31 protein-coding genes and 1 pseudogene are annotated in these 26041 nt (G+C 43.6%); 12 read left to right on the top strand and 20 right to left on the bottom strand.

Annotated features, from left to right (window positions below):
* Positions 1-3 precede the first annotated feature (3 nt).
* Together K6984_RS07985 and K6984_RS07980 are read right to left on the bottom strand one after the other, a co-directional pair.
* Positions 4-540, bottom strand: coding sequence for a hypothetical protein (locus K6984_RS07985; RefSeq protein WP_221895040.1), 537 nt, complete (start codon positions 538-540; stop codon positions 4-6).
* Positions 495-641: a hypothetical protein gene (locus K6984_RS07980; RefSeq protein ID WP_221895039.1), complete on the bottom strand. Its 147-nt coding sequence runs from the start codon at positions 639-641 to the stop codon at positions 495-497. The genes K6984_RS07985 and K6984_RS07980 overlap by 46 nt, the downstream gene beginning before the upstream one ends.
* Between K6984_RS07980 and K6984_RS07975 the strand changes: the two genes are divergently transcribed.
* Complete coding sequence (locus K6984_RS07975) at positions 598-873, top strand: hypothetical protein (RefSeq protein WP_221895038.1); 276 nt, start codon at positions 598-600, stop codon at positions 871-873. The genes K6984_RS07980 and K6984_RS07975 overlap by 44 nt on opposite strands.
* A 65-nt stretch (positions 874-938) precedes the next feature.
* Here the strand turns inward: K6984_RS07975 and K6984_RS07970 are convergent, their stop codons facing one another.
* The 4 genes from K6984_RS07970 to K6984_RS07955 form a co-directional block, all read right to left on the bottom strand.
* Complete coding sequence (locus tag K6984_RS07970) at positions 939-1604, bottom strand: transposase (RefSeq protein ID WP_221895037.1); 666 nt, start codon at positions 1602-1604, stop codon at positions 939-941.
* Positions 1605-1622: 18 nt separating this feature from the next.
* Entirely contained in the window at positions 1623-2006 is a 384-nt protein-coding gene (locus K6984_RS07965; RefSeq protein ID WP_221895036.1) for a hypothetical protein, read from the bottom strand.
* A gap of 501 nt (positions 2007-2507) precedes the next feature.
* On the bottom strand, positions 2508-2819 hold the full coding sequence (locus K6984_RS07960) for a type II toxin-antitoxin system TacA family antitoxin (RefSeq protein WP_221895035.1): 312 nt from the start codon (positions 2817-2819) through the stop codon (positions 2508-2510).
* A gap of 221 nt (positions 2820-3040) precedes the next feature.
* Positions 3041-3427 carry a transposase gene (locus K6984_RS07955; RefSeq protein ID WP_221895034.1) on the bottom strand — a complete coding sequence of 129 codons (387 nt, stop codon included), beginning with the start codon at positions 3425-3427 and terminating at the stop codon, positions 3041-3043.
* Between the two features lie 273 nt (positions 3428-3700).
* Between K6984_RS07955 and K6984_RS07950 the strand changes: the two genes are divergently transcribed.
* From K6984_RS07950 to K6984_RS07925, 6 genes are all read left to right on the top strand, one after another.
* Complete coding sequence (locus tag K6984_RS07950) at positions 3701-5437, top strand: acetolactate synthase 3 large subunit (protein WP_221895033.1); 1737 nt, start codon at positions 3701-3703, stop codon at positions 5435-5437.
* Positions 5437-5928 (top strand): acetolactate synthase small subunit, encoded by a 492-nt coding sequence (gene ilvN / locus K6984_RS07945; protein WP_221895032.1) that lies wholly within the window; start codon positions 5437-5439, stop codon positions 5926-5928. Before K6984_RS07950 ends, ilvN begins: the two co-directional genes overlap by 1 nt.
* A gap of 194 nt (positions 5929-6122) precedes the next feature.
* The gene (gene ilvC / locus K6984_RS07940) at positions 6123-7139 is read left to right on the top strand and encodes a ketol-acid reductoisomerase (protein WP_221895147.1); all 1017 of its coding nucleotides are present in this window, start codon (positions 6123-6125) and stop codon (positions 7137-7139) included.
* Positions 7140-7911: 772 nt separating this feature from the next.
* Positions 7912-8577, top strand: coding sequence for a hypothetical protein (locus tag K6984_RS07935; protein WP_221895031.1), 666 nt, complete (start codon positions 7912-7914; stop codon positions 8575-8577).
* A 25-nt stretch (positions 8578-8602) separates the two neighbouring features.
* Complete coding sequence (locus tag K6984_RS07930; protein ID WP_221895030.1) at positions 8603-9430, top strand: hypothetical protein; 828 nt, start codon at positions 8603-8605, stop codon at positions 9428-9430.
* The gene (locus tag K6984_RS07925; RefSeq protein ID WP_221895029.1) at positions 9414-9599 is read left to right on the top strand and encodes a hypothetical protein; all 186 of its coding nucleotides are present in this window, start codon (positions 9414-9416) and stop codon (positions 9597-9599) included. The genes K6984_RS07930 and K6984_RS07925 overlap by 17 nt, the downstream gene beginning before the upstream one ends.
* Before the next feature lie 113 nt (positions 9600-9712).
* Here the strand turns inward: K6984_RS07925 and K6984_RS07920 are convergent, their stop codons facing one another.
* Positions 9713-10123 carry a hypothetical protein gene (locus tag K6984_RS07920; protein WP_221895028.1) on the bottom strand — a complete coding sequence of 137 codons (411 nt, stop codon included), beginning with the start codon at positions 10121-10123 and terminating at the stop codon, positions 9713-9715.
* Between the two features lie 47 nt (positions 10124-10170).
* Here K6984_RS07920 and K6984_RS32890 point away from each other — a divergent pair, with 47 nt between their 5' ends.
* The 3 genes from K6984_RS32890 to K6984_RS07910 are packed head-to-tail and all read left to right on the top strand — an operon-like array spanning position 10171 to position 10801.
* Positions 10171-10299, top strand: a complete 129-nt coding sequence (locus K6984_RS32890; protein ID WP_263458596.1) for a hypothetical protein — start codon at positions 10171-10173, stop codon at positions 10297-10299.
* A 27-nt stretch (positions 10300-10326) separates the two neighbouring features.
* Positions 10327-10476, top strand: a complete 150-nt coding sequence (locus tag K6984_RS07915) for a hypothetical protein (RefSeq protein WP_221895027.1) — start codon at positions 10327-10329, stop codon at positions 10474-10476.
* A gap of 37 nt (positions 10477-10513) precedes the next feature.
* The gene (locus K6984_RS07910; RefSeq protein WP_221895026.1) at positions 10514-10801 is read left to right on the top strand and encodes a hypothetical protein; all 288 of its coding nucleotides are present in this window, start codon (positions 10514-10516) and stop codon (positions 10799-10801) included.
* Here the strand turns inward: K6984_RS07910 and K6984_RS07905 are convergent.
* The 3 genes and pseudogenes from K6984_RS07905 to K6984_RS07895 form a co-directional block, all read right to left on the bottom strand.
* Positions 10796-11311: a 5-methylcytosine restriction system specificity protein McrC gene (locus K6984_RS07905; protein ID WP_221895025.1), complete on the bottom strand. Its 516-nt coding sequence runs from the start codon at positions 11309-11311 to the stop codon at positions 10796-10798. The genes K6984_RS07910 and K6984_RS07905 overlap by 6 nt on opposite strands.
* Before the next feature lie 36 nt (positions 11312-11347).
* Positions 11348-12756 (bottom strand): annotated as a pseudogene (tnpC, locus tag K6984_RS07900) (IS66 family transposase).
* Between the two features lie 70 nt (positions 12757-12826).
* Positions 12827-12976, bottom strand: coding sequence for a hypothetical protein (locus tag K6984_RS07895; RefSeq protein ID WP_221895024.1), 150 nt, complete (start codon positions 12974-12976; stop codon positions 12827-12829).
* Here K6984_RS07895 and K6984_RS07890 point away from each other — a divergent pair.
* Together K6984_RS07890 and K6984_RS07885 are read left to right on the top strand one after the other, a co-directional pair.
* Positions 12933-13415: a hypothetical protein gene (locus tag K6984_RS07890; protein WP_221895023.1), complete on the top strand. Its 483-nt coding sequence runs from the start codon at positions 12933-12935 to the stop codon at positions 13413-13415. The genes K6984_RS07895 and K6984_RS07890 overlap by 44 nt on opposite strands.
* A complete protein-coding gene (locus K6984_RS07885; RefSeq protein WP_221895022.1) occupies positions 13337-13870 on the top strand; it encodes a transposase in 534 nt (177 codons plus the stop codon). Before K6984_RS07890 ends, K6984_RS07885 begins: the two co-directional genes overlap by 79 nt.
* A gap of 863 nt (positions 13871-14733) precedes the next feature.
* Here K6984_RS07885 and lpxC read toward each other — a convergent pair.
* The 10 genes from lpxC to murD form a co-directional block, all read right to left on the bottom strand.
* Positions 14734-15654 (bottom strand): UDP-3-O-acyl-N-acetylglucosamine deacetylase, encoded by a 921-nt coding sequence (gene lpxC, locus K6984_RS07880; protein ID WP_221895021.1) that lies wholly within the window; start codon positions 15652-15654, stop codon positions 14734-14736.
* A gap of 211 nt (positions 15655-15865) precedes the next feature.
* Positions 15866-17023, bottom strand: a complete 1158-nt coding sequence (ftsZ, locus tag K6984_RS07875) for a cell division protein FtsZ (RefSeq protein WP_221895020.1) — start codon at positions 17021-17023, stop codon at positions 15866-15868.
* A 32-nt stretch (positions 17024-17055) separates the two neighbouring features.
* Positions 17056-18282, bottom strand: a complete 1227-nt coding sequence (gene ftsA, locus K6984_RS07870) for a cell division protein FtsA (protein WP_221895019.1) — start codon at positions 18280-18282, stop codon at positions 17056-17058.
* A gap of 67 nt (positions 18283-18349) precedes the next feature.
* Entirely contained in the window at positions 18350-19084 is a 735-nt protein-coding gene (locus K6984_RS07865) for a cell division protein FtsQ/DivIB (protein WP_221895018.1), read from the bottom strand.
* A gap of 81 nt (positions 19085-19165) precedes the next feature.
* Positions 19166-20098, bottom strand: coding sequence for a D-alanine--D-alanine ligase (locus tag K6984_RS07860; protein ID WP_221895017.1), 933 nt, complete (start codon positions 20096-20098; stop codon positions 19166-19168).
* A complete protein-coding gene (murB, locus tag K6984_RS07855; protein WP_221895016.1) occupies positions 20095-20991 on the bottom strand; it encodes a UDP-N-acetylmuramate dehydrogenase in 897 nt (298 codons plus the stop codon). The genes K6984_RS07860 and murB overlap by 4 nt, the downstream gene beginning before the upstream one ends.
* Positions 20988-22424, bottom strand: coding sequence for a UDP-N-acetylmuramate--L-alanine ligase (gene murC / locus K6984_RS07850; RefSeq protein WP_221895015.1), 1437 nt, complete (start codon positions 22422-22424; stop codon positions 20988-20990). The genes murB and murC overlap by 4 nt, the downstream gene beginning before the upstream one ends.
* Positions 22421-23476: an undecaprenyldiphospho-muramoylpentapeptide beta-N-acetylglucosaminyltransferase gene (gene murG, locus K6984_RS07845; protein ID WP_221895014.1), complete on the bottom strand. Its 1056-nt coding sequence runs from the start codon at positions 23474-23476 to the stop codon at positions 22421-22423. Before murG ends, murC begins: the two co-directional genes overlap by 4 nt.
* Complete coding sequence (gene ftsW, locus K6984_RS07840) at positions 23469-24659, bottom strand: putative lipid II flippase FtsW (protein WP_221895013.1); 1191 nt, start codon at positions 24657-24659, stop codon at positions 23469-23471. Before ftsW ends, murG begins: the two co-directional genes overlap by 8 nt.
* The gene (gene murD / locus K6984_RS07835) at positions 24656-26038 is read right to left on the bottom strand and encodes a UDP-N-acetylmuramoyl-L-alanine--D-glutamate ligase (protein ID WP_221895012.1); all 1383 of its coding nucleotides are present in this window, start codon (positions 26036-26038) and stop codon (positions 24656-24658) included. The genes ftsW and murD overlap by 4 nt, the downstream gene beginning before the upstream one ends.
* Positions 26039-26041 lie beyond the last annotated feature (3 nt).

Genomic DNA, 26041 nt, shown 5'->3' with positions numbered 1-26041 from the left:
CGGCTATTCGGGATAAAATTTTAGCCTCCCTCGCGCGCTATCGCGCACTTCGGATTGGCAAATTTCCCTGCGCCTTCTGGAGACTATCAGCCCGTCCGGGGCTGACAGCGTGCGCTGTAAGCTTCCTACGGTATACGCAGGTAGTTTGCTTTCAATGCGGGCTATTTGCTCTGGGTGAAGGAGAAGGCAATGGTCAAACAAAAGACTCAGAATCAGGCCACGGCTTGATCCCTCTTCATCTAATTGTTTGGCCTCACGCCCCCATCCTTCATAAAGGTTCCAGTCCTCAAAGAAAACCTCAATCAGCCATCTCAACGTATAGGCTTGAATAATATCTTGTGTGCGCCAAGTCAGGTCTGTCGCCACTAAATAGCGATAGTCGTTTTCACCGTCATATTTTAAGGCAATGACAAAGCGTTTTTTACTGTGTGAACTCACCTTTAATCGTGCACTGCTGACAGTCACTTTAATCTCTTTTCCGCCACGTACACGTATTATCTGATCAATGCCTTTGTTAATCGAATTAAACAGGCGCGCCATGCTACCTCACGAAATTCCGGGACTCCTGTCGCCATAATTCGTTCACCTACGCAGCGGATGGGAGATGCCCTGAACGCCCTGCGTCCGCAACGACTACGCACAAAAGCCGCTTCGTCATTACTACCTCACTGGCTGGACGGCTATTCGGAATGCAATTCTTGCTCCTCTCGCGTGCTGCTAGCACACGTCGAATCAGCAAATTGCCCTGTCGCCTATCAGGGACTAAAAATCACCACTTCGCTAAGCTCCGTTTCCATGATTTTCAGCGGTAGCTCTCGACTGACCTTATTCTACCTCTATATTCAATATTTTGGTTTTTACGTAATTGGCTAATCACCTGCGAGCCTCCAGATTCTTTAGCGGCTTCGTCCATAAAGGCTTTTTCACCATACAGCGCATCAAGCCAGTACGCCTTTAATTTTAATCAGGCTATGCGCAACTTTAAACTCTTTTAATAAGCCTAATGCAATCTCTGTTTTGGTCGGGTAGGCACTGTCACGTTCAGGCTTAATAGGCCGATCTTTTTTTGCTATACCGCTCTTTTTCAACCGTTTATCTTCTTTATCCCACTGCTTTAAGGCTGGATCCGGCATATAAAAGAAAAAACCGACAGGCACTGTAATGGATGAGGTAACTAGCAGCAATAATACTATCGTTTGTCCATTAACATACCCGCCGGAGCCTTTGTGTTTCTGCTTGTAAACCTTATAAATACGTTTTGTAGACTTAGATCGTGCTCGGTCTGATTCATCAAAGGCCAACACACCTTCAGTAATGCCATAACGTTTTAAAATTAAGACCACACTCACCCGTAGCAACCAGTCCCAGGGTATACTTGCTTTACGAAACACCCAGGATAATGCGGCTACTTTGCAATCTCCAAGGCTTGCTCGCTCAAACTTAGCCCAGCAAACAGAGTTCATTAGCAGTATGCACGTTAAACAAGTGCCCAACCAAGCGGCTTGAATCCGTGTCAAAGCGGCTCCGGGTTTTAGCTGATTGAGCGCATCATTTAAATCGTCAATATAGCTTTGGATAAAGGTGGCTGGGGCATTCATTAACATGGGATTACACCGATAAAATTACAACAACCTCAGAATACCTGATTTTACCTTCTCAATATCAAAAACTTGAACATCGAGTGATAGAAGTGTTTCAGCGTGAAGATGATAGCTCTGCTGTTCAAATGCCTCAAGCATACTTGTTCGTCTATGCGACTTCAGTGATTTAAAATACGTTGAGTGGGGAAGCAGCTGGCCATAAATCTGTTCATTGGTTTGGGGGAAATGGCGACCACTATCGACTACACTGATACAGCGTAATAACCCAAGGCGAATAAAGTCGATATCCTTCAACTCTGGGCATGAACGAGCCCACAAAGGATGACGCTCTGCTAACAGGGCACGTTCCATACTTTCATTGCAGTGTTGGTGAATATGTTCAGAGAGTGGTAGGTCTTTAAGCATGGGTGATATCCGTTTATGAGGTGATTAAAACGGAAATTTTTAGAAAATTTCTTCGGCAATTGCAAGCTTTATTTGAAATTATTTGTTGTTTTTTTACGGTGCCTACAGAGTGTCTATTTGCTGTTATAAGTGATTAAAATCAAAAAGATGGAAATAATGGAAATATTCGAGTGGTGCTACCTTCAGGTAGGTTATAGGCTGCTTTGTTTAGGTACTTCTTCTTTCAATGGGAAGACTGATGACCATGATGTTGTTTATGAACGGCCAGGCGTCCCAGACGCACACCCGGAATCCTGCGTGGCAACTTCTTGCGCCTAGCTTCTGGTAAATGACGGTTCTCAACCTCGGCAAGTGTTAATGCATAGTAGCCCGTAGATACGATTCGGTATATCTTCGTGGGTCGCTACGAAGGTCTTTGATAAGCCCTTTTCCTGGTGCTGCCGTGCAACTCGTTGTAACCAGCTATTTAAATCCTCGCGACCAGAGTCAAACTCTAGTCGGTCATGGATTCCAGTCAAAGGAATTATTTGCATCGTCTCGCTGGGAGTTTTGATAATGTTGCATGGCCGTTGCTAGCTTTGCATTGGGTTTAGGCGGCTTATCCATCAAATCAAGAAGCCAGTCCCAGTCTCGCGGGGATAAACGAATTATTTCTTCTTGCTCTATAACAGCCTGAGCTTCTTTCAGTGCCGACTGCACTAGAAATTGATTAACTGTCGCCCCCGTTAACTCGGCAGCGCGGCACAATGTTTTATACACCTCATGAGGCACACGAGCTCCAATACGATTTTGTTTGATAATGCTGGTTTCCATCGTCACCTCCTATATAATTAAAGTAACTGAAGTTTATTACTGAAGTTTCCCAATAATTATTTATGGTAAAATTGAAACTATGCTACAACTATATGAAAAAATAGTCTTTTCATTCGTTTCAAATGCTATTGCCTAAGGGGAATTAAGTAGGGGTTTGCTATAAACATGGCAAAACCACCTAAAATAAACCTCGATACACCAGTATTGTGTATTTCAGCTACTCAATAATTGGGAAACTTCAGTTTATTATAGAGCCACTTCTTTTTTGTAAATTTCCACAAGCGTTCAATCAAGTCTAAATTCGGTGAATAAGGGGGTAAAAAAAGTAAATGAATGCCACGTTCTTTTGCTTTATCCATCGTTTTATTGCAACGCTGATAGCGTGCATTATCCATCACTAAAGTTACTTTTGAGTCAGAATGAGCACTATTAATCCTGATTAATAATTTAACAATAGTATCTGAATTGATATAGTCTTCATTTGTGATTGTAATAAGACTGGTATCTCTGTTGCTATAAGCACCGAGAACATTGTAGCGTTTACGCCCTGAAGATGATTTAAGAAATAATCGTTCGAAATACCAAATCATTCCTGAAAAAGCACCCATGACAATGCATTTCGGGCTAAAATTACGCTCTACATTAGTGCTGTCGCGTGTAATTTGGGGAAGATCAAATCTTAGTTCTTGACCAAACGCTTATTTTCAGCTATTTTGGATAGATTTTTTATAAACTAAGTGCAGAAACAAGCCCATAATAATGTGCTTTTTCAATTCAGGTTTAATTTCAGCTATACCTAGGCTAGTTGCAAAAGTCAGTTATTATGACTTACTGCTCTGACTATCAAGTATAGCTAAGTGTTTTAAGAGGGTATATAAGAAGTGGAACTCAGTGGCGGACAGATAGTCGTTCAGTGCCTAAAAGATGAAGGTGTAGAATATCTTTTTGGTTATCCTGGCGGCGCAGTATTACATTTATATGATGCAATCTTTCATCAAACAGATGTAAAACATATTTTAGTCAGACATGAACAGGCAGCGACTCATGCTGCTGATGCTTATGCGCGTTCGACCGGAAAACCAGGTGTTGTACTGGTGACTTCTGGTCCTGGCGCAACGAATGCAGTCACCGGTATTGCGACTGCATATATGGATTCTATTCCGATGGTGGTTATTTCCGGCCAGGTTTCTACCGCAGTCATTGGTAGTGATGCGTTTCAGGAAGTCGATATGGTGGGTATAACCCGTCCTTGCGTTAAACATAACTTTTTAGTTAAAGATGTTAACTATATTGCCGCAACCATGAAAAAGGCTTTTTATGTTGCAACCACAGGTCGCCCAGGCCCAGTAGTTATTGATATCCCTAAGGACATCACTGACCCAAACATAAAAGTACCTTATAAGTACCCTAAAAAAATCAAGCTTCGCTCTTATAGCCCCGCAACAAAAGGGCACCCGGGACAAATCAAGAAAGCCGCTGAGCTATTATTAAATGCGCAGCGCCCAATGATTTATTCAGGTGGTGGCGTGGTCTTAGGCAATGCGAGTAAGGAACTCACTGAACTAACACGATTGCTTAATTTTCCCATTACCAATACTTTAATGGGGCTAGGCGCTTATCCGGCAACTGATAAGCAGTTTGTCGGCATGCTCGGCATGCACGGCACTTATGAGGCGAATCTTGGCATGCACGAAAGTGATGTTATTATCGCTATCGGCGTGCGCTTTGATGATCGTGTCACCGGTAAACTTACTGAATTTTGTCCACATGCGACTATTATTCATATTGATATAGACCCCGCGTCTATTTCCAAAACAGTAAAGGTCGATGTGCCGATTGTTGGCGATGTTAAATTAGTACTGAAGCAAATGCTAGACATCTTAAAAGAGCATAAAAAGAAGCCATCTAAAAAAGCGCTGGCAGCATGGTGGAGCCGGATTGAACAATGGCGCGATGCCAAGTCTCTAGAATTTGATCGTGATAGTAATTTGATCAAGCCGCAGGCAGTGGTGGAGCAACTGTATCAAATAACCAAAGGTGAAGCCTATATTACTTCTGATGTTGGTCAGCACCAGATGTTCGCCGCACAATTTTATCATTTTGATAAGCCGCGCCGCTGGATTAATTCGGGTGGACTGGGCACCATGGGCTTTGGCCTACCAGCAGCGATTGGTGTAAAACTGGCACATCCCGAGGCTGATGTTGCCTGTATTACCGGCGAGGCCAGCATACAGATGTGCATACAGGAGTTAGCTACTGCCCTGCAATATAAAACGCCAGTTAAGATTATTAACTTAAATAATCGCTATATGGGTATGGTGCGTCAATGGCAAGAGTTTTCGTATGAAAGCCGCTATTCACATTCATACATGGATACCATTCCTGATTTTGTCGCTTTAGCTGAGGCTTATGGTCATGTGGGCATACGTGTAGAAAAACCAGAGGACGTTATGCCGGCCCTGGAAAAAGCATTTGCCATGAAAGACCGCACCGTGTTTATTGATTTTATCACTGACAGAACAGAAAACGTTTACCCTATGATTGAAGCGGGAAAAGGTCATCAGGAAATGACTTTACGGATTGCACCAGGCACACCTATCGATAGAGAGCTAGCATAATGAGACATATTATTTCTATTCTTATCGAGAACGAAGCAGGTGCTTTATCGCGGGTTGCAGGTCTGTTTTCCGCGCGTGGCTATAATATCGAGTCACTCACTGTTGCGCCTACCGAAGATGCTAGTTTGTCGCGCATGACCCTGGTTACCCGTGGCAGTGAAGATATTATCGAGCAGATTACCAAGCAACTAAATAAATTGATTGATATTGTCAAGCTGATTGATTTAGCCGAAGCATCACATGTAGAACGCGAACTAATGCTGGTTAAAGTTAAAACCAGCGACGAAACACGTGGAGAGATTAACCGGCTAGCGGATATTTTTCGCGGCAAAATCATTGATGTCACTTGCAATAGCTATGTCATCGAGATGACCGGCGCATCAGATAAGCTGGATGCCTTTGTCGCTGCTCTCAATGCTGACAGTATTATTGAAACCGTGCGCTCTGGCCCGACCGCCGTGTCACGCGGTGAAAATGGTTTACATTTATAAAGGGGGACCTCTATAAATTCATGACTGGCATCTAACTATTTAAAATATTCGATAGCAGCGTAAAAACTTGTTAATAGCTTGCTATTAACTGCGATCTTCGCCTTGTTCTCAAACATTTTAAACGCATACCTGCTCAGACAGAATTAAAAGAAGTGCCCTCAAAGTACACATTTAAATATTACACAGGAAAAAAAATGCAAGTTTATTACGATAAAGATGCCGACCTTTCAATTATTAAAGGTAAAAAAGTCGCTATTATTGGCTACGGCTCACAAGGACACGCCCATGCTAACAACCTGAAAGACTCAGGTGTTGATGTGGTTGTTGGCTTACGCCCCGGCTCTAGTTCAGTTGCCAAAGCAGAAGCTTGCGGCCTGAAGGTTGCCAATGTTGACGATGCAGTTGCTAGTGCAGATATTGTTATGCTATTAACGCCAGATGAATTCCAGTCACAACTTTATAAAGAAGAGATTGAGCCTAATATCAAGCAAGGCGCAGCTTTAGCTTTCGCACACGGCTTTGCGATTCTTTATAACCAGGTTGTACCGCGTGCCGATTTAGACGTCATCATGATCGCGCCTAAAGCGCCTGGCCATACCGTACGCTCTGAATTCACTCGTGGCGGTGGCATCCCTGATTTAATTGCTATCCATCAAGACGCATCAGGCACAGCAAAGGCCATTTGCCTATCTTATGCTTCTGCTATCGGTGGCGGTCGTTCGGGCATTATCGAAACAACTTTCCGCGATGAAACTGAAACTGATTTATTCGGTGAACAAGCGGTATTGTGTGGTGGTGCCGTTGACTTAGTCAAAATGGGCTTTGAAGTATTAGTTGAAGCGGGTTACGAACCAGAAATGGCTTATTTTGAGTGCTTGCACGAATTAAAATTGATCGTTGATTTAATGTTCGAAGGTGGTATTGCGAACATGAACTACTCAATTTCTAATAATGCCGAGTATGGCGAATATGTGACTGGCCCTAAAGTTATTAACGAAGAAAGCCGTGCGGCCATGCGCGAAGCATTGAAAAACATCCAGACGGGTGAATACGCGAAGAAATTTATCATGGAAGGAATGACTAATTACCCGGAAATGACCGCTAAGCGCCGTTTAAATGCCGAGCATCCAATTGAAGTCACCGGCGCAAAACTTCGCGCCATGATGCCATGGATCGTAGCGAATCAGATTGTTGATAAAGCTAAGAACTAGGATTTTCTTCACTTTAGCAATACAAAAAAGCCCATCAATGATGGGCTTTTTTTATGTCTGCCAGATACCACCCAACAAACTGTAGAGCGTGGCTTTAGCCCGCTGATAGTGCGATACCTTCGGGCTAAAGCCACGTCCTACGCCTTATAGATCTTTTGAAGCTTATATTTTCACTTATCCGCAACCAGAAAATACCCCGTCTCCTTCGTCTTAAAAATAACGTAACCGTCTTGCAGCACAGTAGCGGGGTTGATCAACAATAAATCACTCGCAGGCACTTTTCTTATCCGCGCTCCCAGCATGTTTGCGATAACAATATTAATTTGTAACTACTCAGCTTCGCTGAGTAGTTACATTTATTTTAACGAATAGATTAGCGGTTTCGTTTTCACCCAGCTTACATGGAAAGCTAGATGATTTATGGCTATCAATATATTTATGCCTATGCCAATATTAGTTTTTTTTAAACTGAAGTTTCCCAATAATTATTTATGGTAAAATTGAAACTATGCTACAACTATATGAAAAAATAGTCTTTTCATTCGTTTCAAATGCTATTGCCTAAGGGGAATTAAGTAGGGGTTTGCTATAAACATGGCAAAACCACCTAAAATAAACCTCGATACACCAGCATTGTGTATTTCAGCTACTCAATAATTGGGAAACTTCAGTTTTTAAATAAACCTACCTGAAACTCGATGTTCAAGTTTTTGATATTGAGAAGGTAAAGTCAGGTATTCTGAGGTTGTTGTAATTTTATCGGTGTAAGCCCATGTTAATGAATGCCCCAGCCACCTTTATCCAAAGCTATATTGACGATTTAAATGGTGCGCTCAATCAGCTAAAACCCGGAGCCGCTTTGACACGGATTCAAGCCGCTTGGTTGGGCACTTGTTTAACGGGCATACTGCTAATGAACTCTGTTTGCTGGGCTAAGTTTGAGCGATCAAGCCTTGGAGATTGCAAAGTAGCCGCATTATCCTGGGTGTTTCGTAAAGCAAGTATACCCTGGGACTGGTTGCTACGGGTGAGTGTGGTCTTAATTTTAAAACGTTATGGCATTACTGAAGGTGTGTTGGCCTTTGATGAATCAGACCGAGCACGATCTAAGTCTACAAAACGTATTTATAAGGTTTACAAGCAGAAACACAAAGGCTCCGGCGGGTATGTTAATGGACAAACGATAGTATTATTGCTGCTAGTTACCTCATCCATTACAGTGCCTGTCGGTTTTTTCTTTTATATGCTGGATCCAGCCTTAAAGCAGTGGGATAAAGAAGATAAACGGTTGAAAAAGAGCGGTATAGCAAAAAAAGATCGGCCTATTAAGCCTGAACGTGACAGTGCCTACCCGACCAAAACAGAGATTGCATTAGGCTTATTAAAAGAGTTTAAAGTTGCGCATAGCCTGATTAAAATTAAAGGCGTACTGGCTTGATGCGCTGTATGGTGAAAAAGCCTTTATGGACGAAGCCGCTAAAGAATCTGGAGGCTCGCAGGTGATTAGCCAATTACGTAAAAACCAAAATATTGAATATAGAGGTAGAATAAGGTCAGTCGAGAGCTACTTTAATTCGATTAACAAAGGCATTGATCAGATAATACGTGTACGTGGCGGAAAAGAGATTAAAGTGACTGTCAGCAGTGCACGATTAAAGGTGAGTTCTCACAGTAAAAAACGCTTTGTCATTGCCTTAAAATATGACGGTGAAAACGACTATCGCTATTTAGTGGCGACAGACCTGACTTGGCGCACACAAGATATTATTCAAGCCTATACGTTGAGATGGCTGATTGAGGTTTTCTTTGAGGACTGGAAGCTTTATGAAGGATGGGGGCGTGAGGCCAAACAATTAGATGAAGAGGGATCAAGCCGCGGCCTGATTCTGAGTCTTTTGTTTGACCATTGCCTTCTCCTTCACCCAGAGCAAATAGCCCGCATTGAAAGCAAACTACCTGCGTATCAGGCGCGCCATGCTACCTCACGAAATTCCGGGACTCCTGTCGCCATAATTCGTTCACCTACGCAGCGGATGGGAGATGCCCTGAACGCCCTGCGTCCGCAACGACTACGCACAAAAGCCGCTTCGTCATTACTACCTCACTGGCTGGACGGCTATTCGGAATGCAATTCTTGCTCCTCTCGCGTGCTGCTAGCACACGTCGAATCAGCGAATTGCCCTGTCGCCTATCAGGGACTAAAAATCACCACTTCGCTAAGCTACGTTTCCATGATTTTCAGCGACCGTAGGAAGCTTACAGCGCAAGTCTCAAATGGATGTACTGCTTGAGTTCATCACGTCATTGCTAGAGTTTCCAGATCCTGGTGATAAGCTGAAAGAGTTAGGTGAATTAATAAAGGATGTGTTTCAACTGATGCCATCAGGAAAACATATGATTGGCAGAGATTTAGGGCGCTTAGGGCCAACAGCATCATTAAAGTATTGTTCTGCTGGGTGAAGGTAAGAGTTTGATGGCAATGGGATGGAAAAACGTGAACATCGAGTGAAATGAAATACAGATAAGACTATTTAAAAATACTGTTCTGTACCCAGTGTTGGTGACATCTTTTATTAAAACTCTTCATCCACTCCATTTTCATTAAAAACGACAACCCCAGAAGAAATGCTTAGTGCTATTTTTCTTGTGGAGTATGAAATATATAGCGACGCACAAACTGCTAACAATGTTCCAATAACTGAAAGCCATGGGGCAAAGGAATTAATAAATCGCCACTCTTCTACAGAAATGCACATATAGCTACTTCGATAAGTAGTTGAATTACAGTTTACGCCACCAAATGTATTGTAACAATTAGTGTAGGTTGACTTAGGTGTAGCACCTTTTATTGCCTTATTAAGATCGCTCCATGCATTTGCGGCTGCTTGGGCTTGAGCATTCTGATTTTTCATTTGTTGTACTTTCAGAGAAAACTCTACGTCTTTGGAGTAACCATCGCCACTTGGGCGTTGTAATGCTTGCATAACACCATCAGGGAATTTATGTAAATCCCAGCGGGGAGTCGCTATTTTTGCGAAAGCTTGTTTTGGGCATCCCAGCCCAAGCAAGCAGCAAAAACTTAACGCGACCACTTATGCCTCCGGCGGCCCCGATTCGTCCTCGTCACCTCGTCCCGACCCAACAAGGGGTCGGAACATAGGCTCCAAATGACTTGACGCCGTGTCGGATGGCCTTTTATTTTGTCTCCACCTTCGCTAACGCTCAGACTCCGACAAAACAACGGCCCTACGGCTATCGCGGACTAAAAATCTTCACTTCGCTTAGGCTACGTTTCCCTGATTTTCAGCGAGGGAGGCTAAAATTTTATCCCGAATAGCCGTAGAGCCATTTGTGGTCGCCATGACTGAGCTGCTTTGTGCTCAGTCTGTGGCGGACGCAGGGCGGCTGGAGCATCTCCTATTCGCTGCGTAGGTGAACGAATTACGGCGACAGGAGTCCCGGAATTTCGTGAGGTAGCATGGCGCGCCTGTTATATTATTTTTGTCGATAAATTCATTGACTTTTGTCAAAAAAATCATCATTATTTGAGTGTAATTTACATGCGACAAAAATACTCTAAAAAATCCAACGTTTTATACAAAAACACAAAATCTGTAGTGCCAACTGGCTACTTTTTAAAATTTCAACCAATTGATTTATAACAACCACATCATCAATAGTGACGAAGATGGGTTAAGCTCATTTAAGATTATCAAGTATTTTTTTATATTATCAATAAATCTGACTTCCTCTTCCTGTATTGTTTTTAGTGAAAATGGAGTTTTATTGTCATCGCCGCTTGTATTAAACTGTTCAATATCTAAATTTATAACCCCTATTTTATGGTTTTCATGGTTATTCAAAGATTTTACATCCGAATCAGGAGATTCAGAAAAATTCTTTACTGGCGATATAAAAAGTCCAACAACTTTTTTATCAGGTTCAGCATAGCGATAAAGGTAAGTAATCATTTGATATAAATCATCTCGACTTACAGAGTTATTTTTATCTGCATGCTTCCCTATTTTTTTATACCATTTATACTTAGCATCTAAAATTGCAATAATAACCCCATCTTTTGAAATTAAAATATCAGGCCTGACTTGCCTACAGTCACCTTCAACAAGATAACTTCCACCAGAATCATTAGGTGAATAAACATGATATTCCATCGTAACTACTCAGCGAAGCTGAGTAGTTCAATGAAATTATAAAGCAAATTCAGGTAACTTTCCCTCAAAGACCAAGGTCATTGCCTGAGTTGCACTTAGACCTTGTTTACGGCACGTTGATAAATACCCTCTGACACGACAAAATATCTCTGCACCCTTGGTACTACGAAAGCAGCCGGATATTTTCTGTTGAACCTTGGTCATCCGAATCGAATTTTCTGCGGCATTATTGGTAAATGGCACCCAGGTATTTGTCATGAAGCGCAAGACATCCTCTTCATAATTAATCAGCCTTTCCAGTAAGTTTCTAGCTTTACTGCGTTTTATTCGCTCCCGTTTTACTTCTTTAGGCTTATCGGGTGGTGGGCATTCGATCTCCGCTTTGCCAAGTAATTCTCTGTATTGTACCTTCCATTTTTCTGCTTCTTTATGTAGTAGCATGCCACCTGCTTCATTGACGGCATCATTCATTTTTTCAAGTAGTCGTTTCATTTCAAGCGCCCACTCCTGTTTATCCTGCTCCCAGGCGCGCGTTAATTCCCTCAAATGATGTGCATTACAAAGCGAATGAGTACAATCATATTTATAGTAGGGCTTCCAATGATCATGACATAAAATCCCATGAAAATGGGGTAAAATACCAATGTCATTCATTGCCTCTGTGCCACGTTTGGCATGGGGAAAGAAGTGTGTCCACTGAACATTGGAGGCCCATGTAGCCAATGGCGCTTACCATTAATATTAATGCCTGTTTCATCCGCATGAATGCACGCTGATTCGACTAAGTGTTCTTTACTGATAGTTTCAAACCCAGCCAACTTCTCATAGGCCAGTTCATTGAAATTATAGATAGAGCCTTCACTAATCGGCATACCTAATTGATCAGCGAAATACTCCTGTATTCGGTTGTAGGGCAATAACTGATATTGCGAAAGATAAACCACATGGGCTTTTATCCCATTACCATATTGCGCAGCCTTAGTAACCTCATCTGGAAAAGGAGCGATAAAACACTGACCTTTTCCATTTATCAACCGTTGCGCCTGGTATTCTGTCACTACCCTTGAGATATCAATATCGAATACCTGGCGTGTTTCAAAGCCATCTGCCGTGTATCGCCCTTTTGGCAAGGTACGGCGATCAATGGTAATGATCTCGATTTCATCCGAGTCATCTATTTTTTGAAGTGTCGTGCCGACATGCGATTTTTGTCCGCCAGAAGGCTTATCTGATTTTTTTCGATTCCCTTTTTTACGGTTGGGATCACTTGCAGGTGGTTTACTGCTATTTTTGCTGTTCAGTGTCACTCGATTGAGTAATACCGTGACTAATAATAGAATCACTTCCAGTGCTGATTTTAGCGCAGGCGATATATCACGCTCAGTTTCAAGTAACTGTTTGGCATGACTGATTGCGGAATCAACATCGATGAAGTCTATTTTCAAAAGGTAACCTGTATTGCTTTAAGGACAGGCTTATTATCTCATGGGTTTTAAATCCCGAATTTTCCTTGTTTTAAGCGATTGTAAGGCGAATAAAAAAGTCCTTCGAGCAGGCGCGCCATGCTACCTCACGAAATTCCGGGGCTCCTGTCGCCATAATCCGTTCACCTACGCAGCGGATGGGAGATGCCCTGAACGCCCTGCGTCCGCAACGACTACGCACAAAAGCCGCTTCGTCATTACTACCTCACTGGCTGGACGGCTATTCGGAATGCAATTCTTGCTCCTCTCGCGTGCTGCTAGCACACGTCGAATCAGCGAATTGCCCTGTCGCCTATCAGGGACTAAAAATCACCACTTCGCTAAGCTCAGTTTCCATGATTTTCAGCGAGGGAAATAACAGCTCTCAGAAACATCTCTATGTCTACGATAAAGCCGTCACCGACTTTGTCTGGTGGGATCGGCAGAAACGACATGCTAATTACATGATTTCAATGCTAAAAGAAAATTCAATTGCGACTCTGGTTGAGTCTATCCCTTTTGACTCCCAGCATGAGATCAATACAGGGTTGAAGCATACAGTGTGTACGAAAACAGGGGCATCAAATTTAACGTGGTGGATTACCGTGATCCAGAAACCGGAAAACTTCACCGGTTTGTGACAACCTTGCCAATGACTATTAACCCTGGAACCATTGCCATGCTGTATTTCAAGCGATGGACGATTGAAAAGACATTCAATAACACTAAAAGTAATTTCAAGGAAACTAAAGCTTGGCCTTCCAATACCCGCTCACTTGAAAATCAAATGCGCCTGACTGCAATGAGCTATAATTTAATGCGCGTGTTTGAAGAGATTTCAAAAACACAACAGCCAGAATTGATTCATCCATCGGATAAAAAATATAGCGAGGCTCTGGAGATAAGGCAGCAACAGGCTCAAAAACGAGATCGTTTTGTGAATCCATTATTTTTCCAGGCAAGAATATCTCGTATCAGCTCGTATACCATTCGGGCAGTTCAAAACACAATAATAACAGGAATGTCTTTACAGTGCTTTATGAGCTCTCTTGTGGCGAGGTTAGTTTTACCGCCTCAATTGATAGGGGAACACTGATGCTGCCTAGAGTTAAAATTGGCATCAACAACTACTAGCTAACGTCCATTGCTGGTAAAAAAGATAATGTAGTAATGTAATATTCGCTGACATGAAACAGACGAAGTTTGGGAAATGGCGAATGATTCACATCTGTACATATTACAGTGTAAATAATACTACCAGATATACAGCATTGTGTTCTGCCCCCCATCTTTAATGGGATCAAAAGAGCAGAATATATTGAATGCTAACTGTTCAAGCTCCCTCACACTAACCTTCTCTCAGAGGGCATCGGGCAATCCAGGAAAAATCAAGGAATCATAATACACCAGGGAAAATGGATGGCCTCATTCGTGAGCATGTAATATATAATCAATTATCCCGTATTGGATCATACCGAAGATTGTCCTATAAAGAACTATTTACTAGTCCCTTGCAGAAATATGAATTAGAGTTAATAACACGGCCTATTAATAGAGATGAAGTTTTAGGCGTGGATAATTTTCATGCGAAAATTGAGCTTGAAACGGGCTTTAAGACACGTGAGGTAAGCATGGTGGAGATAGGGAGAGTGACATATTAAACAGCTCATCAATCAACAGCTCTAGAACTCCTAGGGCTTACAAACTAGCGGACTAAAGTCCGTTCTACGCCCGTTAACTATGCCTTACTGAAGTTTCCCAACAATTATTTATGGTAAAATTGAAACTATGCTACAACTATATGAAAAAAATAGTCTTTTCATTCGGTTCAAATGCTATTGCCTAAGGGGAATTAAGTAGGGGTTTGCTATAAACATGGCAAAACCACCTAAAATAAACCTCGATACACCAGCATTGTGTATTTCAGCTACTCAATAATTGGGAAACTTCAGCTATGCCTTATTCACCAGCACGACTTTCAGCAGAGCGCATAAAAGGAATAGGGGCATCTTCATCATTTTCAAAGCTCACTTTTTCCCATGCATCCGTATCAGCCATTAGCACTCGTAATAGCTTATTATTTAGGCCATGACCAGATTTATAGCCTTGATACTCACCAATCAAGCTGTGGCCTAATAAATATAAATCACCAATAGCATCTAGCATTTTGTGCTTAACAAATTCATCGGCATAACGCAGACCACCTTCATTGAGAATTTTATCGTCATCAATCACGATTGCATTATCTAAACTGCCACCTAGCGCCAGGTTATTTTCGCGTAAAAACTCAATATTCTTCATAAAGCCAAAGGTTCGTGCACGACTGACTTCCCTGACAAAGGTAGTTGATGAAAAATCCATGCTCGCGGTTTTTACATTTTCAGCAAAGGCCGGGTGTTCGAAATCTATGGTAAAAGTGACCTTAAACCCATCCATTGGCAAAAAAGCTGCCCATTTATCTCCATCCGTCACTTTAACTTCGCGCTTGATTTTAATATATTGCTTGGGCGCATCCTGTTCCCGGACACCAGCAGATTGAATTAAAAACACAAAGGGCCCGGCACTGCCATCCATAATAGGCACTTCTGCGGCTGTCACATCAATCAAGGCATTATCAATACCTAGGCCAGCCATCGCAGAAAGCAGATGCTCGATAGTCGATATTTTTACATCACCCTCTACCAGAGTTGTAGACAGGTTTGTTTCGCCCACATTATGCGGAATTGCATCAATGGTAACCGGCTCGTCCAAATCAACGCGTCTAAATTTAATACCTGTATTGATATCAGCCGGATGTAAGGTCAGGTAAATTTTATTTCCTGTATGCAGACCAACACCTGTTGCTCTAATGGTATTTTTTAATGTTCGTTGTTTAATCATTTACTATGCCTAAGCTTATTCGGTCTGCTATAAAATCTGATGCATTATAGCACACCCTCTTTAGCTGCGGCATGGCGCATTCTTCTGCGTATCCGTCATCCCCCTCTACTTCTAGCAAAACCATAAGTGGTGTAGTATTACCCCAAACTAAGGCTGGTAATTAAGCGCATACGCCTGAGATAAAGTCAATGCGCTGCATATTTTAATAAGCTTAATCTGCCTGGCGGCGTAAAAAAGCCGGGATATCAAGATATTCCATATCAGCTGAATTATTTTTCGGCTGTACCCCAAATCGCGTTTCTTTATTTTCAGGGGTTTTACGTGTTTGTGGCGGCGCATCAAAACCAGAATAATCTGTGCCAGTTGCTGTTGCAGGAGGAACGATACGAATAGTATTATTCACTACTTTTTGTGGACCACCCACCCCTGTTGCAACCACAGTCACTTTAATTTCATCACCTAAGTCCTCGTCGATTGCTGTGCCAATTTTAATAATGGCTTCATCGGAAGCAAAAGCATGCACGATATTACCCACTTCATCAAACTCTGAAATACCCATATCTGCAGCAGAAATATTCACTAGAATGCCACGTGCGCCCTGAAGGTTGATATCTTCTAACAATGGACAGGCAATTGCCTTTTCAGCAGCAACCCGCGCTCTATTTTCTCCGCTAGCTATACCCGTTCCCATAATTGCTGCACCCATACTGGACATAACCGTTTTTACATCGGCAAAATCCACATTGATCAATCCGGGACTCGTGATTAGTTCGGTAATGCCCTGCACAGCATCGAGTAATACATCATTCGCTGCTGCAAACGCTTTATTCATGGATACATTGGCACCCATAACTGGAAGTAATTTCTGGTTAGGAATGATAATCAGCGAGTCTACATGTCGCTCTAACTCCGCAATTCCAGCCTCTGCCACCAGTTTTTTCTTGGTTCCTTCAAAATCAAACGGCTTGGTTACCACGGCCACGGTCAAAATATTTAACTCTTTGGCAATTTCAGCAATAACCGGTATCGCACCTGTGCCTGTTCCACCCCCCATTCCTGCGGTTAGAAACAGCATGTTCGTACCTTCCAGTACATCGCGGATTATGTCCTTGTTCTCTTCAGCAGCTTCTCTACCCACTTCCGGGTTAGTACCTGCGCCTAGTCCTTTAGTCAATTCAGCGCCTAACTGAACTACAGTATCCACTTCCAGTCGGCGTAACGCCTGTGCATCTGTATTTGCACAAACAAATTCGACTCCCTCTATCTCGCTAACAACCATATGGTCAACTGCATTCCCGCCACCGCCTCCTACTCCGATAACTTTAATGACCGCATTTTCCAGACCTAAATCCATTAATTCGTATTTCATAACCCTCGCCTCATTATTAATATTGTTATTATTTAAAAATTATTTTGAACCCAGGCTTTCATTCTTGCGAAAAGCCCTTCTCCCGTTTCTACTAAATGATCTCCACTCGCCAAATGATCTCTACCATACAACAACAACCCGACACCCGTTGAATGCACTGGATTCTGCACCACATCCGTTAAACCCACTACATGCTGTGGTATTCCCAGTCGCACTGGCATATGAAATATTTCCTCTGCCAGCTCAACCAAACCGGTTACCTTCGAGCTCCCTCCCGTTAATATAATGCCTGCCGTAATCAAGCCTTCATAGCCACTACGACGTAACTCAGCCTGCACTAACAACATCAACTCTTCATAGCGCGGCTCAATAATTTCTGCCAGATTTTGCTTGGAAATATTACGCGAAGGCCGGTCCCCTATACTTGCCACTTCAATCATTTCATTAGCATCCGCCAATTGAGTTAATGCACAGGCATGCTCACACTTTATTTGCTCTGCATTTTGCGTTGGCGTGCGTAAAGCCACTGCGACATCATTAGTGACCTGGTCGCCTGCAATTGGAATCACCGCAGTATGCTTTATGGCGCCTTGCGAAAATATCGCTATATCCGTGGTTCCGCCACCAATATCAATCAGGCACACTCCTAGCTCTTTTTCATCTTCAGTTAACACCGAAGAACACGATGCTAGTTGCTCCAAAACGATGTCATCGACATCCAGATCACAGCGGCGTATACATTTGATTATATTTTGTGCTGCACTAACGCTACCGGTTACCATATGTACTTTTGCTTCCAGGCGTATTCCAGACATCCCGATCGGCTCTTTAATACCTGCCTGCAAGTCGATAATAAATTCTTGCGGCAGAATATGAATAATCTTTTGGTCCGCCGGAATAGCAACCGCACGCGCAGAATCAATCACCCGATCTATATCATATTGCGAGACTTCCTTATCCCTGATTGCGACTATGCCATGTGAATTTAAACTTTTAATATGGCTACCTGCTATTCCTGCATACACCGAAGTAATCTCACAACCAGCCATTAATTCAGCTTCTTCCACCGCTCGCTTAATTGAATTTACCGTAGACTCAAGATTAATCACCACTCCTTTTTTTAAGCCCCGCGATGGTGTAGAGCCTATACCGATCACCTCAACTTCGCCGTTTTCGTTGGTCTCGCCAACGATTGCCGCTACCTTGGATGTTCCAATATCCAGCCCTACAATCACACTACGCTCTGTTTGTTTTGCCATTACATTTGCCTTTAAAACTATATGAGAATTAGCTAATCTCTTTATCTATCCACAATCAAGGTATTCATTACCAGTTTATTTGTTCATTGTCCCGCCAGCGCACTGCATACCCATTTGGGTAGCGCATATCCACATAAATCATTTTGTTCACCAGCTCACCTCCCATGACGATCAACGCCTTCATTAGCTGGCTAAATTTTTCCAGGGGCTGTAATCTGCCTAACTGTATTACCAGGCCATTTTCCATACTGAGTAACCAGGATTGACGTTCATTCACTCTAAATTCTGTCAGGTACAAACCTTGATCCATCAAGCTGACAGTTAAACCATGCATCACCTCTAGCAATTCTTGCCGTTGCGTGTTTGGCGCATACAAAACCAGCAAGGATTGAAACCGGTCAATATTCAGCGGTTTAAATACCTCGCCACGCTCATTCAATAAGCTATGCTCCTGCCAGCGCACCACCGGTTTCTGTTCGTAAAGTCTTAACTTAATCCGATCCGGCCAGATTCTTTGTACCTGCGCGCTCTCTGTCCAGGGTAAGCTCATTACCGCTTGCTGAATCGCTTGTAAATCCACTGAAAAATATCCCTCCTGAACCAGTGGGTTAATTTTCATCTGAATATCCTGCTTATCTATATACTGAAAAGCCCCTTCAACCTGTACATAACGTATCGGCACTGCTTCTGCTATGGCCTGTTGTATCATCGGCCAACTGAAAACTATGCCGAGCATAATCATAAACACAGCACCTATTTTCCATTGATGGGTAAAGATGTGCTTAAGTTGCTGTTTTAACATTAAAGTGCATCCACTTATTCATCTATAAAAATAGCTGCCGTGATACTAATGCGGCTAACCGTAAGCGCTGGCCTGTCTTTATCATTTGCAGCTAGTTTCCAGTATGTGCCAGACTAAATCATCAAAACTCAAACCCGCCTGCTTTGCCGCCATAGGAACCAGACTATGATCTGTCATACCCGGAACCGTATTTACCTCAATTAGTTGTGTCTGCCCCTGCTGATCAATAAACACATCAACTCGCCCCCACCCAGTTACGCCTAGCACGCGACACGCCTGTAATGCTAATTCAGCTAACTCAGTTTCCAGTTCCTGAGAGAGTCCGGCCGGGCAATGATACTGTGTGGTATTCGCCTGGTATTTAGCATCATAATCATAAAAAATATGCGGGGTTTCTAACCGGATAACAGGTAATGCCTCACCATTTAATATACCTACGGTATATTCCTGACCATTCACCCAGGCCTCTGCGTAGACATCACATTGATATTGCGCGGCTTCCAGCCAGGCCTTGATTAATTGTTCTCTGGTCTCCGCCTTGCTCATTCCCAGACTAGAGCCTTCTAGTGCAGGTTTAACAATTACTGGAAAATCCAGCGTATCGATACAACGCTGAATATCTGCCTCATTTTGTAACAACACCCATTCGGGACTGCTCAGCCCAGCTCCCCGCCAGCACAGTTTGGTACGCAATTTATCCATGCTTAAAGCTGAAGCCAGCACACCGCTCCCGGTATAAGGTATTTCCAGGGTTTCTAACACCGCTTGCAATACTCCATCTTCGCCCCCGCGCCCGTGTATCATATTGACTACGCGATCAAATGAGCTGCCTGCTAATGTCTCTAAAACTGTGCTCTTAACATCCACAGCGCTAACATCTACTTGCTTGTTCAATAATGCCTGATACACGGCATTACCACTGCTCAGCGAGATCTCGCGCTCTGCCGCCGTGCCGCCCATTAATACGGCTACCCGGCCAAAGTCTGCCGCATGCTGTATGCTTGTTAATTTCATGCCGGCTTTTCTCCAATAATGCATACCTCAGTTTGCAACTGCACCCCGTGCTGTCTGGCCACTTCAGCTTGTATATAGTTAATCAACTCTTCAATATCAGCCGCCGTTGCCGTGCCAGTATTAATAATAAAATTGGCATGCTTTTCAGATACTTCTGCGCCACCTATCCGGTGACCTTTTAAACCACTTGCTTCAATCAAACGCGCAGAATAATCTTGATCAGGATTTATAAATACAGAGCCGCACGTAGGTTGATTAGTCGGTTGGGTTGCAGCGCGCTGGGCTAATAATTTCCTGATCTTTGTCTGACCCTGTTGATCTATATCCGTACCTAGCTTTAGAATGGCCGATAAAAAACAGGCCTTCTGTACACCTTTTACCGAGCGATAAGAAACTTCAAAGCTATCCGGCCTACGCGCAACCGCTACACCTCCTACCGCCATTGTTTCTACACTTTCAACCAGGCTCCAGGTATCGCTGCCAAAAGCTCCAGCATTCATCTTTAATGCACCGCCCATGGTTCCGGGTATGCCAGCTAAAAACTCAGCACCTGCCAGGCCCAGTTCCGCACAAAACCTCGCCACATGCGCACATGGCACACCACATTCCACATAAACACGGGCATTATCAAGCTGGATCATTTTCTTAACCTTGCCACGTAAATTAATGACTGTCCCGCGTAGGCCACCATCGCGGATTAATAAGTTACTACCCAAACCTAACCAGAACACCTGCTCATCAGCCCACAAGCTGCTAATAAACTGCTGTAAATCCTGCATGTCTGCCGGGATATACATACGCTCTGCAACACCACCGACACGCCAACTAGTATATTTAGCCAGCTTTTCATCAGCTAACATTTGCCCACGCAATTTTGTGTCGTTGGCGTTCATCGCTGTATCAACTCTACTAATTGCTGCGGCAACTGAGCTGCAATATGACCCACATTTCCAGCGCCCATAGTGAGCAATACATCATCGGGCCGCACAATACCGAGCAAAATTTCAGCCAGGTCCTCAATATTTTCTACAAACACTGGATTAACCTGGGCTCTCGCCCGAATAGCACTGCTTAATGCACGCCCGTCAGCGCTATGTATAGGCTCTTCCCCTGCCGGATAAACATCCAGTAAAATCAGCACATCAACTGTCGACAAGACGTTGACAAAATCTTCAAATAAGTCGCGCGTTCGAGAATAACGATGCGGCTGAAATACCACCACAGAACGCTTTTCTGGCCATGCTTGTTTTAGAGCTTCCAGCGTTGCTGCGACTTCCCTTGGATGATGGCCATAATCGTCCACCAGCGTCAGTACTCCGTGCTTAAATGCAATCTCGCCATTCAACTGAAAGCGGCGCCCTACCCCTTTAAATTCCGCTAGACTTTTAATAATGGCTGCATCAGCTACATTCAACTCTGTCGCAATGGCAATGGCTGCCAGGGCATTCAGCATATTGTGCCAGCCCGGCATATTCAAAGTCACTTCAAGATCTTGATGCTCATCCCAGCGAGTCACTGTAAACCGGGTACACATACCTTGCTGTTGGACATTAATAGCACGAATATCAGCATTTTCATCTGCACCATAGGTTCTTATCGGCTTGGAGAGTTGCGGTAAAATTTCACGCACACCCGCGTCATCAATACAGAGCACTGCCAGGCCATAAAAAGGTACATGATATAAAAATTCTATAAAGGTATTTTTTAGCCGATTGAAACTCCCTTCGTAGGTTTCCATATGGTCCTGATCTATATTCGTGACCACTGCTATGATCGGCTGCAAATGCAAAAATGAAGCATCACTTTCATCCGCCTCTGCAACTAAATACTGCCCTTGCCCTAGCTGCGCGTTGGTGCCTGCACTATTCAATCGTCCACCTATCACAAACGTCGGGTCCAGCTTGTCTGCTGCCAGAATACTTGCTACCAGACTTGTTGTGGTGGTTTTGCCGTGAGTACCCGCAACGGCAATGCCAAAGCGAAAGCGCATTAATTCTGCCAGCATTTCTGCTCGCGGAATAACCGGAATACGGTTGTCATACGCATACTGAACTTCTACATTGCTTTTATTGACAGCCGTTGATGTGACTACTACATCGACATCAGCAACATTATTTTGCTTATGGCCTATATATACAGTGACTCCGGCCTTTCTTAAGCGCTCGGTTACCGGACTGTCTTTTATATCTGAACCTGAAACCTCGCAGCCAAGGTTAGACATAACCTCGGCTATGCCACTCATACCCGTTCCACCAACGCCAACAAAGTGGATTTTCTGCATATTTGTCAGGCGCTCTTGAATTATCTGGCTGATCGAATCTTTCATACCGCTGCCTCCAACATACACTGCTCTGCAACTTTCTCAGTTGCATCTAGTTTTGCGCATTGCCGGGCTGCTACAGCCATATCGCCTAGCCGTGTTATTTGCTGCTTAATCGTGGTCGCTAATAAATCTACCGTTAATTGCTCCTGGGGTATCAAAATGCCCGCCCCGGCATCGACGAGGTATTGCGCATTTGCAGTCTGATGATCATCAATCGCATAAGGATAAGGAATTAAAATGCTCGGCACTTCCATGGCTGCGACTTCGCTTATCGTCATTGCTCCAGCGCGGCAGATCACTAGGTCTGCCCATGTATATGCCGCTACGACATCTTCTATAAACGGTTCGACCTTTGCTGTTATCGCCTTGTCTGTATAAACCTCAGTGACTTGCTCCAACATTGCTGTACCAGTCTGATGCCACACGGTTACTTTTTCTTGCATAGCGAGCGTTGCTGGTACAACTTCATTTAAGCGCTGTGCACCTAAACTGCCACCTATCACTAAAATATTTAGCTTATCGCTGGGGTTGCGCGCCAGTTTATTAGTCACTTGCATAAACTCTTTACGCAATGGATTGCCGGTAAAAATAGCTTTTTTAACGACAGGAAAACTTTCCGGAAACGCTTCTAATACTTTGTTTGCCATACGCGCGAGTAATCGATTAGTTGTGCCGGGTATTCTATTTTGCTCGTGAATAACCAGCGGGATGCCCATCAGTTTCGCCATTAATCCGCCAGGGCCTGCAACAAATCCGCCCATACCCAACACTACATCTGGCTGTCTTTGCTGTAATATTTTCCGCGCTTCCAGGCAGGCTTTAACCAGCATCCAGGGCATTTTAAATAACTCCAATGTCCCTTTACCGCGTAAGCCATTCACACTTAGCCAATCTATCTGTATCTTGTTTTGTGGAATCACCCGGCTTTCCATTCCCTTGCGTGTTCCAATCCAGCTTAGCTGCCAGTTCTGCTCCATTAAATAATTTGCCACAGCCAATGCAGGAAAAACATGCCCGCCTGTGCCACCCGCCATAATGACAATGCGCTTACTCATAAGCCTGTACCTCGCTCGCTACTCTGATTTCTGTATTCGCTATCTTGAGCGCAGTTATCTCACTATTTACCCGATACAGTATCGCCATGGCAGAGCACATTACGATCATACTTCCCCCACCATAACTCATAAATGGCAAGGTCAATCCCTTGGTTGGCAGCGCGCCCATATTGACCCCCATATTGACGAAGGACTGAAAGGCAAACCAGATACCCAGTCCATAGGCAATAAAGGCAGAGAATCTTTTACCTAATTGCTCAGCCATCAAGCCTATTGCAAAGGCACGCCAGACGATAATCGCAAACAAGCTTATTACAGTTAACACACCTAATAAGCCTAGTTCTTCAGCAAGCACCGAAAATAAAAAGTCGGTATGAGCTTCCGGCAGATAAAACAGCTTTTGCACGCCGCTACCTAAACCAACCCCGGTCCATTCGCCACGCCCAAACGAAATTAATGCCTGCACCAATTGAAAGCTTTTTCCAAACGGATCTTCCCAGGGATGTAAAAAGCTGGTCACACGAGCGGATCGATAATCAGAATAAACAACCGCTAAAATACCAGCACCTAGCATGGCAAAAATCAATAAAAAGAATTGCTTTAGTCTTGCGCCACTGAGAAACATAACACCCATGGCGATAGTCAGAATAATCACAGCTGAGCCCATATCAGGCTCTAGTAATAATAAGCCGCAAGCACTGGACAAGAGTAATAATGGACGCAACAAACCATACGCTGACTCTTTCACAAAATCGTGATGTCGGGTAACAAAGCTCGCCATATAAATTACCACGATTAATTTAACCAGTTCCGAGACTTGTATTCTCATACCTGCTACAGATAGCCAGCGCATACTGCCATTGACCTTAATTCCCAGCCCCGGAATCAAAACGATCAGCAGAAAAAACAAGCCTACAACAAACAGGGCTGGCCCCGCCTTTTCCCAGACATCCATCGGCACCTGATAGACCAGAAAGCCAAGCCCTAAGCCCAGGCCGATATGTATTATCTGCCTGATGGGATAATGAAATACATTACCAGTCAGCCTTACCCCCAGGTGCAATGAGGCAGAAGAGACCATTAAATACCCGATCACAATCAGCGCCACACCTGCAAAAACCAGCGCCTTATCATAATAGATATCGGTACTGATCAGTTTGCTTAGCTGTGCAGTTATATTCATTGTTGCAATGCCTTTACCTGGGTCACAAACTGCGCACCCCTGTCCTTATAATTAGTAAACTGATCCATACTGGCACAGGCGGGTGACAACAGCACGGTATCGCCAGCCTCTGCAATTCCGTGAGCTTTTTTTACTGCTTTTTTCAAAGTACCTACTTCCAGCACTGGAATACAGCCATTGACGGCCTGCTTAATTAATTGGCTATCTTTACCTATTAGCAGCAACGCCTTAACCTTTGCCTTTAATAATGGAATCAGGTCACTCATATCCGCTGCTTTTGCATCACCGCCGGCAATTAGTAACACACTAGAATTTTTAAAGCTCTGTAATGCAGCAACACATGCACCTACATTAGTCGCCTTGGAATCATTGATCCAGTTCACACCCGCAATTTTAGCCACAAATTCGACTCGATGCTTTAAGCCCTTATATTGACGTAATGCCTTGCACATAGCAGTTTCTGGCAAGCCTATTACTGAACCTAAAGCCAGAGCGGCCAGGGCATTTTCCTGATTATGCCCCCCCGTCACCAGTAACTCACTTACCGGTAAAATAGCTCGCCCGCGAACTGCAAGGCTCATTCCTGACGTTGTTTCTAGCAAATGATAATCCGCATTTTCCTGGTTTTCATGAACTCCGAAGGTCAGCACTTCTCTATTGCTTTGCTTCATCTCGGCGGAGTATGGGTAACCTATATTGATTACCATAACCCCACTACCAGCGTAGACTTTTAATTTTTGCGTTACATAAGCAGCTATATTTTCATAACGGTCCTGGTGATCCGCGGAAATATTGAGTACAGTTGCAGCCACTGCATCTAACTGGCTGGTGCGCTCTAGTTGAAAACTGGATAATTCCAGGATATATAACTCTGCATCATCGCTCAGTAAATCCAAAGCGGGCGTGCCTAGGTTGCCACCTACAGCAACATGCCTACCTGCCTTTCTTGCCATATCGCCCAGCATGGTTGTGACAGTGCTTTTGCCATTAGAGCCAGTAATTGCAACCACAGGCTCGCTGACTGAACAGGCGAATAAATCGATATCACTTATAGTACGTACACCTTTTGCAAGTGCTTCCTCAATCACGGGCTCTTGCATGGAAATACCCGGGCTAACAATGATATGTGTTGCAACATCAAACACCGCCGGATCAAATCCGCCAGTAAAAACTGCAACCTCGGACATCTCGGCCAGCAACTCATCATTAAACGGCGGCTTGTTTCTACTATCCACAATCGCAAAATTCAGACCGAGGCGACGCAAATAATAAGCGACAGACAAACCCGTGATACCTAGTCCCACAATCACAATTTTGGAATTCTCCTTATTTAAGGAGAATTGCTTATCCAGTGCTGTCAAAATATCGTCATTTTTCATCTG

It is taken from the genome of Bathymodiolus japonicus methanotrophic gill symbiont (assembly GCF_019721995.1).
Taxonomy (GTDB): Bacteria; Pseudomonadota; Gammaproteobacteria; order Methylococcales; family Methylomonadaceae; genus Methyloprofundus.
The sequence above is the reverse complement of the archived record's forward strand: the minus strand, read 5'-3'. Positions and strand labels throughout refer to the sequence as shown.